Origin of the sequence: Nocardiopsis sp. NRRL B-16309 (assembly GCF_001279585.1) — a bacterium.
Classification (GTDB): domain Bacteria; phylum Actinomycetota; class Actinomycetes; order Streptosporangiales; family Streptosporangiaceae; genus Nocardiopsis.
Genome location: NZ_LGEC01000066.1, coordinates 1 through 14,281, shown reverse-complemented (window position 1 = coordinate 14,281; position 14,281 = coordinate 1). Strand labels below are relative to the sequence as shown.

Sequence of the window (14,281 nt, the reverse complement as noted above, 5' to 3'; positions counted from 1 at the left end):
GAGGTGCACTCCCGAGGAACGAGGGCGTGCACCGGAAGCCGCGAAGGCCCCGTCTTCCAGGCGCCCGAACGCCCGAACACCCCCCTACTCCTCCCACGACCGGTCGTACTCCGGGTGCGAGCGGTAGACGGCCGCGAGGTACTTCACGGCCCGCCGCCAGGCCAGGAGTTCGGACCAGGGGTCCGCGCCCCCGACGGCGGAGGAGGAGTCCAGGACACGCATGCTCGCGGCGTGCGCCTGGGCGTAGCCGCGGACGATCCCGCGTTTGGCCGCGACCTCCGCGAGGGCCCGCTCACGGCCGCGGGAGCCCACGGGCACGGACTTCGACGCGCGTTCGTCCTCGTCCAGGCGGGCACTCAGGAACTCGACGATGGTCAACGGACAACTCCCATCCGGTACCCCCATGGCCCTGCGCAAGGGTCAGTATCTGCCATATCCCCCGTCTCGACCACTCCCCCGCGACCGGCTCCCCGACCGGTCCCGGGCTCAGCTGCACCCCTCGAACTGCGGCACGCTCGTGGTCACCTCCAGGTCCGTCTCGCCGAACCAGGTGTCCAGCAGCTCGGCCGCGGTCCCGTCCTGGTACATCTCGCTCACCGCCTTGTTCACCGCCTCGCAGGCCCGCACGTCCCCGTACGGCAGCCCCACCCCGTACTTCTCGTCCGTGAACGGGTTGTTGACGAACCGGAAGGCCGAGGGGTCCTCGGCCAGGAACCCGGCCAGGATGAGGTTGTCCGTGGACACGGCGTCCACGTCGCCCTCACGGAGGCGGTCGATGCACGCGCTGTAGCTCGGCGCGTCCATCTGTTCCACGTCGATCCCCAGGCCCTCGGTGATGCGCCGGGCCGAGTTCGAGCCCTCGCCCTGGCACACGCTGCCGCCCTCCAGATCGCGCACGCTCTGGATGTCGGTGGCGTCGGCCCGCACCAGGACGTCCTGCTTGGCCACGTAGTAGGGGCCGCCGAAGGTCACCTCGGTCTTGCGGGCCGGCGTGATCGAGTAGGTGGCCAGCACCATGTCGACCTCACCGCTGACCAGCTTGTCCTCGCGCTCGCTGGAGACCAGGCCCACGAACTCCACGTCCTCGGCCGCCACCCCCAGCCTGTCGGCGATGTAGAGGGCCACGTCCACGTCGAAGCCCGTGAACCCGCCGTCCTCGCCCTCCAGCCCCAGTCCGGGCTGGTCGTACTTGACGCCCACGGTCAGCGAGTCCGCGTCGACCAGCGACGCCTGCTCTCCCACCACCGCGGAGCAGGCGGGCAGTCCCAGGACCGCCGCGGCGGCCAGGGCGGCCGCGGCGACGGTGCGACGGTGTCGGTACCTCATCGGCCTGTTCCTTGTCTCTCAGCGGTACTCGGCCAGCCGGGGGCGCACACCCGCGACGACGAGGGCCAACAGGACGAGCGTGCCCGCGGGCAGCGCCCACGTCCACGGCGCCAGCGCGCGGTCGCCGCGGTCGATGCCCTCGGTGAACGCCTCCTCGTGGAGCCGGGTGAGCTCGTCCAGCGCGTCCACGTACTCCCGGAAGACGCCGTCCTCGGAGTGGGCGATCCCCATCCGCTCGTCGATGGCGCCCGCGGTGTCGCCCTCCATCGCCGCCGCGCGCATCGCCCGGTCCCGGTCCTGGATGGCGTCGTAGGCCGCCAGCACGTCGGCCAGCGCGTCCTCCTGGCCGGGCAGCAGGGCGTCCTGCGCCCGTTGTCCCAGGTAGCCGAGCGTGCCGGGGTCCTCCTCGTCGGAGCCGCCGGAGCCGGGCAGGTCCGGGTAGGACGCCGTGACGCCGTCGATCTGCTCGTAGTAGGCGTCCAGGTTGGTGGCGGGGCGGAACAGCACCGCCTGGGCGCGGTCGAGATAGGTCTGCTGGTAGTTGTCGGCCCGCTCCGGGTCGGCGAGGTAGCGGCTCTGGTCGGCCTGCATGTCGGTCGCGATGGCCCCGGCCCGGGCGAGCGCCATCGCCGCGTCCAGGCCCTCCTCCTTGGCCCGGCTCTGGTGGCCGCCGCTGGTGGTGAGGGCCAGCACCACGCCCACCGTGAGCACCACGGATCCCGCGGTCGCCGCGAGCAGGAACACGTTGAACCGCCGCCGGAACCGCACCCGCAGGTACAGCTGGAGGGCGATGAGGGAGGCCACCGCCGCCACGCCGACGACCCCGACCCACACCAGGCCGATCGCCACGGACTCCTGCCCCTCCTCGTGGTTGGCGCGGACGATCGCCGAGGAGTCCAGTCCCAGGTTGAAGGCCTTGGGCAGCAGTTCGGTGTGCATCAGCAGGGTGGCCTCCCGGTAGGTCTCCAGGGCCGCCCCGTCCACCTCCCCCGGCGGGGCCGCGGCCTCGTCGTTGATCAGGCGCGCCTCGGTGGCCAGCTGCTCGTAGGTGCCCATGCCGTCCAGCACCGCCTGGACGTTGCGCTCCTCGACGGTGTCGCCCTCGGTCAGCGAGGCCGCCTGGAGCAGCGCCTCGTTGGCGCGGGCACGGCTGCCCTCGTAGTGCTCCAGGGCGTCCTCACGCCCCGACCCCAGGTCGTGGTCGGTGCCCATGAGCAGGACGTCGGCCATCCGGGCGTCCATGTCCGCCAGGGCCAGGTAGAGCTGGGTCGTGGCCATCGCCTGGGGGCCGGCGTTGTGCCCGAGCACGTTCAGGCCGTCCCTGGCCTGGTTGAGCGTGAACGCGGCCGATCCGAACAGCGCCACGATCGCGGCGACGCTCATCGCCGACAGCAGCCACACCCGGGCCGGGGTCGTGCGCAGCCGGCGCCGGAAGCGGGCTGGCCGTCCGCCGCCGGGCCCCGGCGCCTGGGCCCCGGGCGGTCGCATCTGGTCGGTCTGGGGGGTTGTCAACGGGGTTCACCCCTTCTGGAGGATGATGACGGTCCACGCGCCGACGTAGATGCGGTCACTGGAATGCAGGGGAACCTCCACGTTGGGGGCGATGGGGTTGGCCGTGCCGTTGATGGTGGTGCCGTTGGTGGACCCGGGGTCGACCAGGGCCCAGGTGTCCCCGGGCTTGGCGACGAGGATGGCGTGGATGTGGGAGATCGCCGGGTCGCCGCCGGGGCCGCCGAGGTCGATCTCGGGCGTGAAGCCCCGCGACGCGCTCCGGCGGCCGATGTGCACGCGCTCGCCCCTGAGCGACACCCGGCGCTGCTGGTTGTTGGACGGGAACGAGATCTGCGCGGGGTCGAGCATGCCCTGGTCGACCATGTACTGGTAGTACGCCGGGTCGGCGGCCACGATCGCCCGCCAGTACGCCCCGCTCCCGCCGGATCCGGGACCGGAGTGCCGCCGCAGGTGGGCGCCGGACTGCGAGGCGAAGTCGTAGCCGCACTCCTCGCAGAAGCGCCCCGCGCGGGGGGTCCTGCACTCCGGGCAGGGGCCGCCGCGGGTCGTGGCGGAGGGCCGCGCCGCCGGGGGAGGCGGCGCGGACGGCGGCACCGACGGGGGCACGGTGCGGGGCGGGGGCGGCTGGCGGTACTGGTGTTGGGGTGGGACGGGTGCGGGCGTGTGCGCCTGGAGGCGCAGTCCGCAGACGTCGCAGAAGTCGGTCGCCCTGGAGTGGTGCCCGCTAGGGCAACTCGGCATGGGTCCCTCCTACCCGGGTCCGGGGGATTCGCCGGGCTCCTCCCCCGACGGGCGGGGGCGGGTCCGTACGGTTCGGGTCGAGTTGGTGTCGAGCGTCATCTCGTCGACCTTGTCGACGGTGGGCTTGAGTCGGACCGTGCCGGTGACGGGGTCGATGACGTCGACCACCCGCTCCAGCAGCTTCGCGGTCTCCTCGTTGCCCGACTCGTGGGCGAGCGCGACCGCCCGTCCGAGCCGTGTGGTGGCGACGTCCTCGTCACCGTCGCGACGGGCGGACAGCCCGTCCTGGATGGCCTGGGCCAGCTCCACCTGGCCGGTGTAGTGGGCCACCCGGGGGTTGATCTCCGTCGCCCTGGCCTCGTCTGCGGTCCACTCCGCCAGGATGTTCCCCGAGGCCAGGACGTGGTCGTCGATGCCGTGCTCGCCGGGGATGACGACGCGGACCCAGCCCGCGCGCAGCTGTCGGCCCGGGTCGCCCGGGGGAACCTCCACGCACACGTGGTAGTCGCGGTTCTCGGTGCCCCAGGAACCAGTGGGGTAGTCGCCCGCCTGGGGCACCCGCTCCACCGCGCGGCCGCTGAGGTCCTGCACCGTGGGCGCGACCTGTTTGACGTAGCGCACCACCGCGTTGTGCGGCGTCCACAGGCGCAGGGCGACGTCGGCGACCGACTTGCCCATGGAGGCCTGGGCCATCGCGCGAAAGTCCGCGGCCATGTCGGCGGGGTCGGCGATGATGCCGGGGCCTCCGCCGAGCAGGGCCGAGTCGATCCGGCGCAGCTCGTCGACCTTCCAGTCCGTCCCCACGCCGCGGCAGTCGCAGACGAAGGTTCCGGCGACCCGCCGCAGCACCCGCTCGAACTCCTCGGGCGGTTCGTTGTTCTGCCCGTCGGTCAGCAGGATGGCGTGCTTGATGCCCTCGTCCACCGGCGTGAACAGCTCCGCGGCGCGGGCGAGCCAGGTGCCCATGCGCGTCCCGCCGTCCGCCCGCAGCGTGCCGACCGCGTCCAGCGCCTCGGCCCGGGTCCGGGCGTCGACCTTCACCAGCCGGTCCTCGGCCGGATAGATCATCTGCGCCGTCCGGTGCCCGGCGACCACCGCGAAGTTGACGCCGTCGCGCAGGGCCTCGATGGCGGCGCGGGCGGCCTGCTTGGCCGCGTTGAGCTTCTCGCCGTACATGGACCCCGAGGTGTCCACGATGATCACCTCGGAGGCGCGCACGGACGTCCCCACCAGGATCGGGCTGTTGGAGGTGACACTGACGACCGCGTGCACCTCGCCCCTGCCGATGGGCAGGAACCTGTTCTGGTCGATCTCGACGCGGAACTCCGGCTCGCCGGCTTGGTCAGGCCTGTTCGGCACGGTGACCCCCTTGTGCGGTGGGTACGGGAATGACGACGACGGTGATGTTGTCCTTGCCCCCCGCCTTCAGCGCCAGGCTGACATAGGCGCGGGCGGCGCCGTGGGGCTCCGCTCCCGCTCCGGGAACGGCGTCGGTCAGGGCCTGCGCCTCGGGGTAGTAGTTCCAGAGTCCGTCGCTGCACAGTACGACGGCGCCGGGGCCGGTCGGGGTCACGGTCGAGATGTGGGCGTCGATCTCCCCGGAGTCGGCGCCCATCCACGCGATGAGGGCGTGCGCGTTGGCCGATCTCATCGCCTCCTCCCGCGAGAGCGCACCGGCCTGCACCATCGCCTCGCTCCAGGAGTCGTCCTTGGTGAGCAGCGCCGAGGCGCTGGAGGTGGGGGCGCCGGAGAGCCAGTACGCGCGGCTGTCGCCCACCCAGCCGATGGTGGTCGTCCCCGTGGCGGGGTCGACCACCGCGGAGACGTACGTGCAGGCCGGAGCGGAGCTGGGCGACTCGGCGATCCCGGCCACCGCCTCCGCGGCGCGGGTCATCGCCGCTCCGGTGGCGGCGCGGGGGTCCTCGCCCCGGCGCAGCCGTTCGGCGAGGACGGTCGCGCCCGTCTCGGCCGTGATCCGCGAGGCCTCGTCCGAGCGCGGTGAGCTGGACACGCCGTCGCAGACCACGGCCACGACCGAGCCCGGGGCGTGGGGGTCGTCGGCGTCCACGACCCGGACCGCCATGGCGTCCTCGTTGCGCCGGTGCCGCAGGCCGCGGTCGCTGACGCCCACCGCGGACCGGGTGCGCACCTCGACGTGGTCGCGGCCGGTGGGCTGGAGGAAGCCGCACTTCTCGCAGTACCCGTCCAGGACGGTGCCCGGGCACCAGACGCACAGGCCCGGGTTGGTCGGCTGTACGGGGTTGCTGCCCGTGGCCGGGGGCGGCCACTCGGGCGCCACCCCCTCGGGGGCCGGGGCGGGCGCCGGGACCCCCGCGGGCCGCTGGGCACGCCGCACCGGCTGGGTGGCCATGGCGTCGACCGCCTCCCACTCGGGGTCGCCCGAGGGCTCCTCGCTCGTGGCGAGGCCGCTGAGGCTCACCTGCGGAGCGGTCGGCGCGCCGTCACCGGGGACGAGCCCTGGCCGCGACTGGTCGGCCAGGCTCTCCTGCGGAGCCGTGGCCACCGCGTCGGTGTCGCGGGCCTCGCGCACGTCGTCCGGCAGGGTGCGGCCGCACCGCTCGCAGAAGACGTCACCGGCGGCCACGGTGTCCGAGCAGACGGGGCAGGTGCGCACCACGGTCATCGGTGATCCCTCGTTCCTCACAGCAGCGTCACTGGACGCAGGGAGTTGGCCTTGTCGACGAGCTCGTACCGCTCGGACGCCCCGGTCGCGCGGTAGGCCAGAGCCCGGTACCGCCGGTCCAGGTTGGTCCGCACGCCGTCCTCGGTGAAACGGTCGCCGAGCAGCGACTGCCGCTCCGGGGGCCGGCCGCCCGCGTCCAGCCAGCCCAGCGCGGCCTCCAGGACCCGCGCGGCCAGGCGGTCGGCGGACTCGCCGTCCAGCCCGATCCGTTCCAGGCGGCGGCCGGCCTGGACGAAGTCCGCGGCGCCGGTCGCGCGCTGGGGCGTGGCGAGGACGGCGATGAGCGCGGTCTGCGCCTGCACGTACAGGCTCGACAGTTCGGGCACGGTGTCCAGCACCGCGATCGCCGCGCTCCGGTCGCCCTGGGCCAACCGGATCCGGGCCAGGCCGAAGGCGGCGCTGACGAAGGAGTGGTCGGTACCCCACACCGTCTGGTACTGCCGCGCGGCGGTCTCGTGCTCACCCACGCGCTCGCAGGCGATGGCCAGGCCGAGCTTGGGGGCGATCTCCCCGGGCAGGTGGTCGAAGAGCTCGTCGAAGTGCTCGCGCGCCTCCCGGAAGCGCCCGGTGCTCAGCTCGGCGACGGCCAGGTACCACATCGTGCGCCAGTCGCCGGGGACGGCCTCGGCGAACCTCTGCAGGACGTCCATGGCCTCGCCGTGCCGTCCCGCGGTGAGCAGGGTGCGGGTGAGCATCAGCCTGGTCTCCGGTGTGGGGGCCGGCATGGCGCGCAGCGCGGGCACCAGCTCGTCCGCGGGCAGCGAGGAGAAGCCCCGCAGGTGCTGCGCCGCGGGGTCGGCGGGGTCGATCAGCGGGCTGGGCAGCAGGGTCGCCGCCTCGGTCGGCGAGGGCGGGCTCAGCATGCGGTCGGCGTGGTGGGCGCCGGACTCGGAGCCCCCGGTGAAGTTCTCCCCGCCGAAAAGGGACGAGGGCGCCGGGTGCGGCGCCCCCTGCAGGTCCGACAGGACCTCGCGCAGGACACCGGTCAGCTGGTCGGCCATGTCGCCGGCGTCGTGGAAGCGCCGCTCGATGTCGATGTGGGTGGCGCGCCGGAGCAGGCGGTCGTAGGACTCGTAGCGCTGGAGCAGCGGCACGCTCTCGCGCGGCGGGAGGCTGTGCGGGTGCTCGCGCATGAAGCTGAACCGGAAGCTGAGGACGGCCAGCGCCCGGCCGACGGAGTACAGGTCGGCGCTGATCGTGGGCCCGGGGCCGCGCAGCTCCTCCTCGGGCACCCGGTAGCCCGGAGTGGTGTAGACGGGGCTCTGGGTGTCGTCCATGCGCCGCACGCCGCCCAGGTCGATGAGCTTGATCTGCTCCTCGCTCTGGATGACGTTGTCGGGCTTGAAGTCGCAGTAGAGCAGGCCCTTGCTGTGCAGGTAGCCGAGGGCCCGCAGCGACTCCAGCCCGTAGGCGATCACCTGGTCGACGGGCAGGACCTCGTCGCCGGTGCCCTGTTCCCGGCGCTCGATGAGGAGTTCGCGCAGGGACTTGCCGCCGACGTACTCCATGACGATGTGCCCGCCGGGGATCCCGGTGCGGGGGTCGGGGTGCTGGGAGAAGTTGATGATCTTGACGATGTTGGGGTGCTCGACCTCGGACAGGAACGCCCGTTCGGCCGCGGCGGCCTTGTGCGCCTCGGCGTCGCCGGCGTTGAGCAGGCCCTTGAGCACGACCCAGCGGTCGTTGACGTTGCGGTCGCGGGCGAGGTAGATCCAGCCCAGGCCGCCGTGCGCCAGGCAGCCGAGCACCTCGTACTGGCCGCCGACCTGGTCGCCGTTGGCGAGTTTGGGGGTGAACGAGAACTGCGTCCCGCACTTGCGGCAGAAGCCCTCGGTGCGACCGGGCTGGTCTCCCCTCGACCGGCCGACCTTCTCGCCGCAGTTGCCGCAGAACCGGTTCTTCTCCGCGACCACGGGGTCGGCCATGACGGCCTCGGCGGGGTCGCGGTAGGGCACCAGCGGGACCTCGACCATGCCCTCGCCGAGCATGCCGCGGTCCGACCGGCGGCTGGAGCGCGACGACCCGCCGCCGTTCACGGCCCCGCCGACGCTCCCGGGACCGGAGCGCCCGGAGAGCTTGACGTTGCCGGAGACGGGATGCGAGTGGACGGAGTCGCCGCCGGAGATGTCGGTCGGCCACTGGTCGAGGGCCTCGTTCGGCGGCACGGCGCCGAACGGCCGCTGCGGACCGGAGGAGGTCCCCGGCACAGACGTCCGTGGCCCCGTGAAGGACGGCCGCAGGGACGCCTGCGGGCCCGAGAAGGGCGGCCGCAGGGACTGCTGGGGGCCCGAGGCGGCGACCGCGTCGACGGGCGCCAGTCCGCACACGCCGCAGAAGCCGTCCTCGATCCGGCCCCGGCAGCCGGAGGTCGTGCACTGGGTCATCTCACACCACCCTCGCTCTCGCCGTCTGACGCCCCCGCGCCCGGTGTGGTTCTGTTCTGAGCCGATTCGGTTCCCGAGAGTTCGACCAGCGTCCTCTGGTACGCGGAGAGGGCGACCGTGGCCCGGCGCAGGTCGCAGGGCGCGCTCCACAGGCCCCAGTGCGCCTCGCGGTGCAGCTCGACCAGCCGGTCGTGCTCGGCGAGGCCCAGGCGGACGGCCCGCGCCCGGTAGGCGTCCAGGCGGCCGCGGAGTTCGGCACGGCGCTCCAACAGGCCCGTCAGGTTCGACTCCCTGTCGCGGGCGTCGTCGGCGGCCGTGTGGACGGCGCGCTGGAGCTCGCCGAGCAGGGCGCCGAGGTCGCGCCAGCGGCCCTGGGCGCGCAGGGCGTCCATGCCCTTGAGCCGCGCGCGCAGCTCGGGGACGGGATCGGGGACTCCGACGGCCTCCGGCGAGGAGATCTTGCGCACGACCTGGTCCCGCAGCTCGCGGGCGCGGCTCAGGACGGACTCCACGTCGTCGACGGCCGAGCTGAGCCGCTCCACGCTCTCGTCGAAGGAGTCGCGCATGCGCAGGGCGTCGCGGAGCTCGCCGCGGATGCGCTCCAGGCGGCCCCGCATGCGCTCCAGGGACGAGGTGTCCACCCGGCCGTCCTCGAACAGCGACAGGGGGTCGCGCCTGACGACCTCGGCCACGAGTTCGAGTTCGGCGCGCAGGGCCTCGTTCTCGGTGCCGCCGGGCTCGACCATGTCGGAGAGCGTGCGGATCTCCTGCCACATGGCGTCCAGCTCGGTGAGCCTCGGGTGCAGCGCGTCCCAGGCGGTCTCGGCCACCGAGACGACCTCGGTGACCTCCTCGTAGTCGGCGGACATCCGGGCGATGGCCTCGGCCAGGGAGATGCGCTCTGTGTCCTCGTCCAGGAGCCCGCGTTCGGCCAGCGGCACCTCGCGCGCCAGCGTGACGGACTCACCCGTCAGCAGGAAGGTGAGCTCGCGCTGGGCGTCGCGGCCCTGGGCGTGCAGCTCGGTCGCGCTCTCCACCACGGACCGGAAGGCGCCGTGGACCGTCCACAGGCTGTGGACATGCCGACTGGCGTGCTCCCACCGCGCCAGGGTGCGGCCCGTCAGCTCGGCTCCCCTGAGCAGGCGGTGGCCGACGTGCTGGTCCAGATCGGCCAGGTTGAGGGCGATCCGGTCGGCCTCACCCCGGACACGGTTCAGGGCGTGGTCGATGCCCTCCCAGCTCATTGGCGGCATCCTCGCCCCAGACGCGCTCGCCACCGCCGTATCACTCCCCGTTTCGGTCGCCCGGGTGCGCGGGGGCCCGCGGGCGAACACCGTTCCTTTACTGGACAAGAGTCTGTCGTTGACCTACCCCAACCACAAGAGAGCACCCATGCGGAGGCCACGTACGGTCAACCGCGTCGTACCGCGGATCGGTGGCGGCCTGGGGTAGAAACGGGTCATGGACGAGACGGAAGCCTTCCCGGGACTGAGCGCCCCCGCCAGGCGCGCCCTGACCGCGGCCGGATACACGGAACCGGCCCAGTTGGACGGAGCCAGCGCGGCGCGGCTCCTGCGGCTGCACGGCATGGGGCCCAAGGCGGTGCGCGTGCTGCGGGAACTGGTCGCCGAGCGGGGGTACTCGCTGGGCGACTGATCCCCTCGGGAGCGCCGAGCCGGATCCGGACCGCGCGCGGCCCCCGGATCCGTCACCATCGCCACGACGTCCACCGCTGGGAGGCCCCGTGCCCGACCGCTCCGTCAGCCTCGTCGTCTCCGTCCGCGTCCTCCCGGGCCGGCGGGCCGACTTCCTCACCGGGATCTCGCGCAACGCCGTGGCCTCGGTCCGCGACGAGCCGGGCTGCCTGCGCTTCGACGTCGCCGCCGACACCGTCGACCCGGACCTGTTCTGGGTCTACGAGGTGTTCGCCGACCAGGAGGCGCTGGAGGCGCACCGGCGGACGCCGCACTTCCTCTCGTGGCAGGAGCAGAAGGCCGCGCTGGTCGTCCCGGGCAGCCAGTCCGACCGCCTCGGGGCCCTGCTCGTCAGCGAGGAGTGAGGGCGCGCGGCGATCAGATCCGGCCGGGGGCCTCCGGCGGTTCCGGGGGCTCCTCGTCCCGGCGAGACCGGTGGCGTCCGCCCGAACGCGGCTCCTCCCCCGCGTCGGGCCGGAGGCCGCCCCGGTCCCCGCCGAAGTCCTCGCCGCCCGCGTAGTCCTCCACGGGCGCGTCGTCCGGCGCCCCGGAGCGGCCCCGCTCGGCCGGCGGGACGAAGGCGTCGGCCGCGCCCCGGAGCCGGACCCCGGCGACGGCCAGCACGACGCCGAAGATGACGGCGTAGATCCCGACCACGAAGATGATGGCCTGGGCCCCTTCCAGGGGCCAGAACCACAGCAGCAGACCGAAGACGACGGACAGGGCGCCGACGAAGATCAGCAGCCACTCCGAGGTGATGTGCGCCCGCAGCCGCACGGCGGCGACGATCTCCGCCACACCGGTCAGGATCGCCCACACACCGATCAGGAAGACCAGCGCGACGATCGCCGCCAGCGGCCAGAGCAGCGCGATGACGCCCATCAGGCCGCTCAGGGCCGCCTGCAGGACCAGTCCCGCCCGGCCGACCGGCGCGGAGCGGTAGGCCGCGTAGGCCAGCGCTGCCGCGTCGACCAGGGCGTAGACACCGAACACGAACGCCAGGGCGACGAGGGTCAGACCCGGCCAGACCAGGGCCAGCACCCCGAAGACGATCGCGGCGATCCCCCGTAGGAGCACCAGCCACCAGTTCCGGCTCAGCTCTCCGAGCATGTCGCCGGCCAACGCGTACCTGACCATCGTCGCCTCCGCTCGATCGCGCCGTCCCGTGCCCCGTCGAGGGGCCGCACCCTGCCAGTTCCCTCAAGGTCGCACACCGACGACTCTGCGTAGGCAAAGGACGCGGAAAGCCCCGGTCCCACACGAGTACGGATACGTCCCCAAGCTGAAGCGAGCTGCGGGCGGAGGCCCAGGGAAAGCACAGCGAGGGCGCGCACCGCAAGGCGCGAAGGCCCCGTCTCCAGGGCCCCCGAGAAGCACCGCCGCCCGCCCGCGTCTCGGTGACGCGGACGGGCGGTGCGGTGACGGCCGGAGGCCCAAAGCAGGCACAGCGAGGGCGCCGACGGGGTCCTGGAGGACCTGGAGGTGCACTCCCGAGGAACGAGGGCGTGCACCGGAAGGACCGAAGGCCCCGTCTTCAAGGCGCCCGAGCCGATCAGCCCTGGCCGGGGTAGCGGCGCTCGGAGGCACCGACGTAGTGCTGGCGCGGGCGCGCGATCCGGAAGGCCGGGTCGTGCAGCTGCTCGCGGTAGTGGGCGACCCAGCCGGGCAGGCGGCCGATGGCGAACAACACGGTGAACATGTTGGTCGGGAAGCCCATGGTGCGGTAGATGACGCCGGTGTAGAAGTCGACGTTCGGGTACAGCTTGCGGTCGGTGAAGTAGGAGTCGGCGAGCGCGGCGGCCTCCAGCTTCAGGGCCAGCTTGAACAGCTCGTCGGGGTTCTCGTCCCGGTCGAGGATCTGGCTGGCCAGAACCTTGATCTCCTTGCTGCGCGGGTCGAAGTTCTTGTAGACCCGGTGGCCGAAGCCCATCAGGCGCATCTCGCGCGCCTTCACCCGCTCCAGGAAGTCGTCGATGCTGATGCCGGAGTCGCGGATCTCCTCCAGCATCTCCAGCACGGCCTGGTTGGCGCCGCCGTGCGACGGGCCGGACAGGGCGTTGATGCCGGAGGCGACGCTGGCGTAGATGTCGGCCTGCGAGGAGCCGACGACGCGCACGGTGGCGGTGGAGCAGTTCAGCTCGTGGTCCGCGTGCAGGACGAGCAGCATGCCGACGGCCTTGTTGAACAGCTCGCCGAGCTCGCCCTCGGGGGCGCGTTCGCCGAACGTCATCTTGATGAAGTTCTCGACGTAGTCGAGGGACTCGTCCGGGTTAATCGGCTTCTCGCCGATGGAGTTGCGGTAGATGCGCGACGCGATCGTCGGCAGCTTGGCCATCAGCCGGATCGTGGCCAGCTCGACCTGCTCCTCGTCGGAGGGGTCGACGCTGTCGTCGTAGTAGGCGGCGAGGGTGTTGACGGCACTGGCCATCAGGGACATCGGGTGCCCGTTGCGGGGCATCGCGTCGATGAGCGCGCCCATGTCGTCGGGGATGGCGGCGTTCTCGCGCAGCTTGCCGGAGAACTCCTTGAGCTGGGCCGGCTCCGGAAGCTCGCCGTAGATCACCAGGTAGGCGACCTCGAGGAAGGTCGCGCCCACGGCGAGGTCCTCGATGGGGTACCCGCGGTAGCGCAGGATCCCGGCCGCACCGTCGATGTAGGTGATCTTCGAGCTACACGAAGCGGTGTTGCCGAACCCCGGATCCAGGGTGGTCATACCGGTCGAGCCCAGCAGTGTCTTCAGCTCGATGGTGCGTTCACCCTCGGTACCGGTGAACACCGGCAGCTTCAGGACGCCGCCGTCGTAGTGGAGCTCCACCGTGCGCTCTTTGTCGTCTTCGCTCATGCCCGAGGTCAACCTTTCCAGGCGGGGGATACGTGAGGTGCGTCAGACGCGGGACGGTCCGCCGCCACGTTCTTGATTCACTCGTTATTGTTCTGTTTTGTTAAACAACGGTTAAGCAAAATCATATAAGTTCCACCGTTTCGCGAACAGGTGACATGCAACACATACCCAGACGCGCGGATAATTACCACACAGTGAATATTTACAATCTTTGCCAGCCGTCGATTACACCGTGATCACCCTGAGGCTTCACGGGCGGCACCGGGGGTCCCCCGATGGCGCCGCCGCCTCCTGTACCGGTCCCCTGAGCACTTCTCCCATCCCGAACCCGTCGTCCCCGGACGCCCCTTCACAGATCTGGACAGACCCGGGCGACCGGCGGTGCGGTCAGGTGTTCGAGCGAGCTCTAGTGGCCTTCCCACAGGGTACCTTCGCCCAGATCACGGCAGCTGGCGCGGGGTGCCCCGGAGGCGGTGATCTTGGCCTCCACCCGGGTGTACCGCACCTCGTGCGCCCCACCGCCCCCACGGCTGAGCGCCGGAAGATGTCCACTCTGTGTGCCCCGGGCACGGGATTTCACACCGCCCCCGACCGCACCGTGAGACTTTCTCGACCACACGGATACCGGGACGCCCGAACACTGGACTCATTGCCCGTCAGCGACGCGAAGGCATCGACAAAGCGTCATCGGTTTTCACGCGGGGTAAACACCGTGAACAACCCTGGGCGAAATGGCCACCGGTGGGACGGATCACAGGCGTGGTCACCGCGCGGGGGCACGGTCGGGGCCGAAGTCGCGCCGGTCCGGAGCCTCGGCGGTTCCACGTGCGAGGGCACGGACGCGGTCGGTCCGGAGCACCGATGGGGCCGTCCACACGCGAGGGCACGGACACGGCCGGTCCGGAGCACCGGCGGGGATGGGTCGCCCCTGACGGATCAGTCGCCCTCGACGACGCCGCCCGCGAGGAGCGGTTCCATCAGCAGGCCGGGGTGCTCGCGCTCGATGACGCGCAGCCGCCACTTGTTGTGCACGAGCACCAGGAGTTCGCCGTCGTTGCGGCGCCGCAGCACCTCCGCG

Annotated in this window: 12 protein-coding genes; 2 read left to right on the top strand and 10 right to left on the bottom strand. The window is 72.2% G+C overall.

Annotated elements, in window-relative coordinates:
* Positions 1 to 84: 84 nt before the first annotated feature.
* The 8 genes from ADL05_RS11315 to ADL05_RS11280 all read right to left on the bottom strand — a co-directional run bounded on the left by ADL05_RS11315 (position 85) and on the right by ADL05_RS11280 (position 9,911).
* Positions 85 to 378, bottom strand: coding sequence for a DUF6221 family protein (locus tag ADL05_RS11315; protein WP_053616871.1), 294 nt, complete (start codon positions 376 to 378; stop codon positions 85 to 87).
* A gap of 108 nt (positions 379 to 486) precedes the next feature.
* Positions 487 to 1,326 (bottom strand): glutamate ABC transporter substrate-binding protein, encoded by an 840-nt coding sequence (locus ADL05_RS11310; RefSeq protein ID WP_053616870.1) that lies wholly within the window; start codon positions 1,324 to 1,326, stop codon positions 487 to 489.
* Between the two features lie 18 nt (positions 1,327 to 1,344).
* A complete protein-coding gene (locus tag ADL05_RS11305) occupies positions 1,345 to 2,709 on the bottom strand; it encodes a hypothetical protein (protein ID WP_053616940.1) in 1,365 nt (454 codons plus the stop codon).
* A 135-nt stretch (positions 2,710 to 2,844) separates the two neighbouring features.
* Entirely contained in the window at positions 2,845 to 3,579 is a 735-nt protein-coding gene (locus ADL05_RS11300) for an FHA domain-containing protein (RefSeq protein ID WP_053616869.1), read from the bottom strand.
* Between the two features lie 9 nt (positions 3,580 to 3,588).
* Positions 3,589 to 4,938 (bottom strand): VWA domain-containing protein, encoded by a 1,350-nt coding sequence (locus tag ADL05_RS11295; RefSeq protein WP_053616868.1) that lies wholly within the window; start codon positions 4,936 to 4,938, stop codon positions 3,589 to 3,591.
* The gene (locus tag ADL05_RS11290) at positions 4,922 to 6,223 is read right to left on the bottom strand and encodes a PP2C family serine/threonine-protein phosphatase (RefSeq protein ID WP_053616867.1); all 1,302 of its coding nucleotides are present in this window, start codon (positions 6,221 to 6,223) and stop codon (positions 4,922 to 4,924) included. The genes ADL05_RS11295 and ADL05_RS11290 overlap by 17 nt, the downstream gene beginning before the upstream one ends.
* Before the next feature lie 17 nt (positions 6,224 to 6,240).
* Complete coding sequence (locus ADL05_RS11285; protein WP_053616866.1) at positions 6,241 to 8,667, bottom strand: serine/threonine-protein kinase; 2,427 nt, start codon at positions 8,665 to 8,667, stop codon at positions 6,241 to 6,243.
* Positions 8,664 to 9,911, bottom strand: coding sequence for a hypothetical protein (locus ADL05_RS11280; protein WP_053616865.1), 1,248 nt, complete (start codon positions 9,909 to 9,911; stop codon positions 8,664 to 8,666). Before ADL05_RS11280 ends, ADL05_RS11285 begins: the two co-directional genes overlap by 4 nt.
* Positions 9,912 to 10,128: 217 nt before the next feature.
* Between ADL05_RS11280 and ADL05_RS11275 the strand changes: the two genes are divergently transcribed.
* Entirely contained in the window at positions 10,129 to 10,323 is a 195-nt protein-coding gene (locus ADL05_RS11275; RefSeq protein WP_053616864.1) for a hypothetical protein, read from the top strand.
* An 88-nt stretch (positions 10,324 to 10,411) separates the two neighbouring features.
* Positions 10,412 to 10,726, top strand: a complete 315-nt coding sequence (locus tag ADL05_RS11270) for a putative quinol monooxygenase (RefSeq protein WP_053616863.1) — start codon at positions 10,412 to 10,414, stop codon at positions 10,724 to 10,726.
* Positions 10,727 to 10,739: 13 nt separating this feature from the next.
* Here the strand turns inward: ADL05_RS11270 and ADL05_RS11265 are convergent, their stop codons facing one another.
* Both ADL05_RS11265 and ADL05_RS11260 read right to left on the bottom strand, forming a co-directional pair.
* Complete coding sequence (locus ADL05_RS11265; RefSeq protein ID WP_053616862.1) at positions 10,740 to 11,498, bottom strand: HdeD family acid-resistance protein; 759 nt, start codon at positions 11,496 to 11,498, stop codon at positions 10,740 to 10,742.
* Between the two features lie 415 nt (positions 11,499 to 11,913).
* Positions 11,914 to 13,203 (bottom strand): citrate synthase, encoded by a 1,290-nt coding sequence (locus tag ADL05_RS11260; protein ID WP_053616861.1) that lies wholly within the window; start codon positions 13,201 to 13,203, stop codon positions 11,914 to 11,916.
* Positions 13,204 to 14,281 lie beyond the last annotated feature (1,078 nt).

Coding starts and splice junctions, on each gene's coding strand:
- ADL05_RS11310 (WP_053616870.1), bottom strand. CDS start 1,326: ATGAGGTACCGACACCGTCGCACCGTCGCCGCGGCCGCCCTGGCCGCC.
- ADL05_RS11305 (WP_053616940.1), bottom strand. CDS start 2,709: ATGAGCGTCGCCGCGATCGTGGCGCTGTTCGGATCGGCCGCGTTCACG.
- ADL05_RS11300 (WP_053616869.1), bottom strand. CDS start 3,579: ATGCCGAGTTGCCCTAGCGGGCACCACTCCAGGGCGACCGACTTCTGC.
- ADL05_RS11290 (WP_053616867.1), bottom strand. CDS start 6,223: ATGACCGTGGTGCGCACCTGCCCCGTCTGCTCGGACACCGTGGCCGCC.
- ADL05_RS11285 (WP_053616866.1), bottom strand. CDS start 8,667: ATGACCCAGTGCACGACCTCCGGCTGCCGGGGCCGGATCGAGGACGGC.
- ADL05_RS11280 (WP_053616865.1), bottom strand. CDS start 9,911: ATGAGCTGGGAGGGCATCGACCACGCCCTGAACCGTGTCCGGGGTGAG.
- ADL05_RS11275 (WP_053616864.1), top strand. CDS start 10,129: ATGGACGAGACGGAAGCCTTCCCGGGACTGAGCGCCCCCGCCAGGCGC.
- ADL05_RS11265 (WP_053616862.1), bottom strand. CDS start 11,498: ATGGTCAGGTACGCGTTGGCCGGCGACATGCTCGGAGAGCTGAGCCGG.
- ADL05_RS11260 (WP_053616861.1), bottom strand. CDS start 13,203: ATGAGCGAAGACGACAAAGAGCGCACGGTGGAGCTCCACTACGACGGC.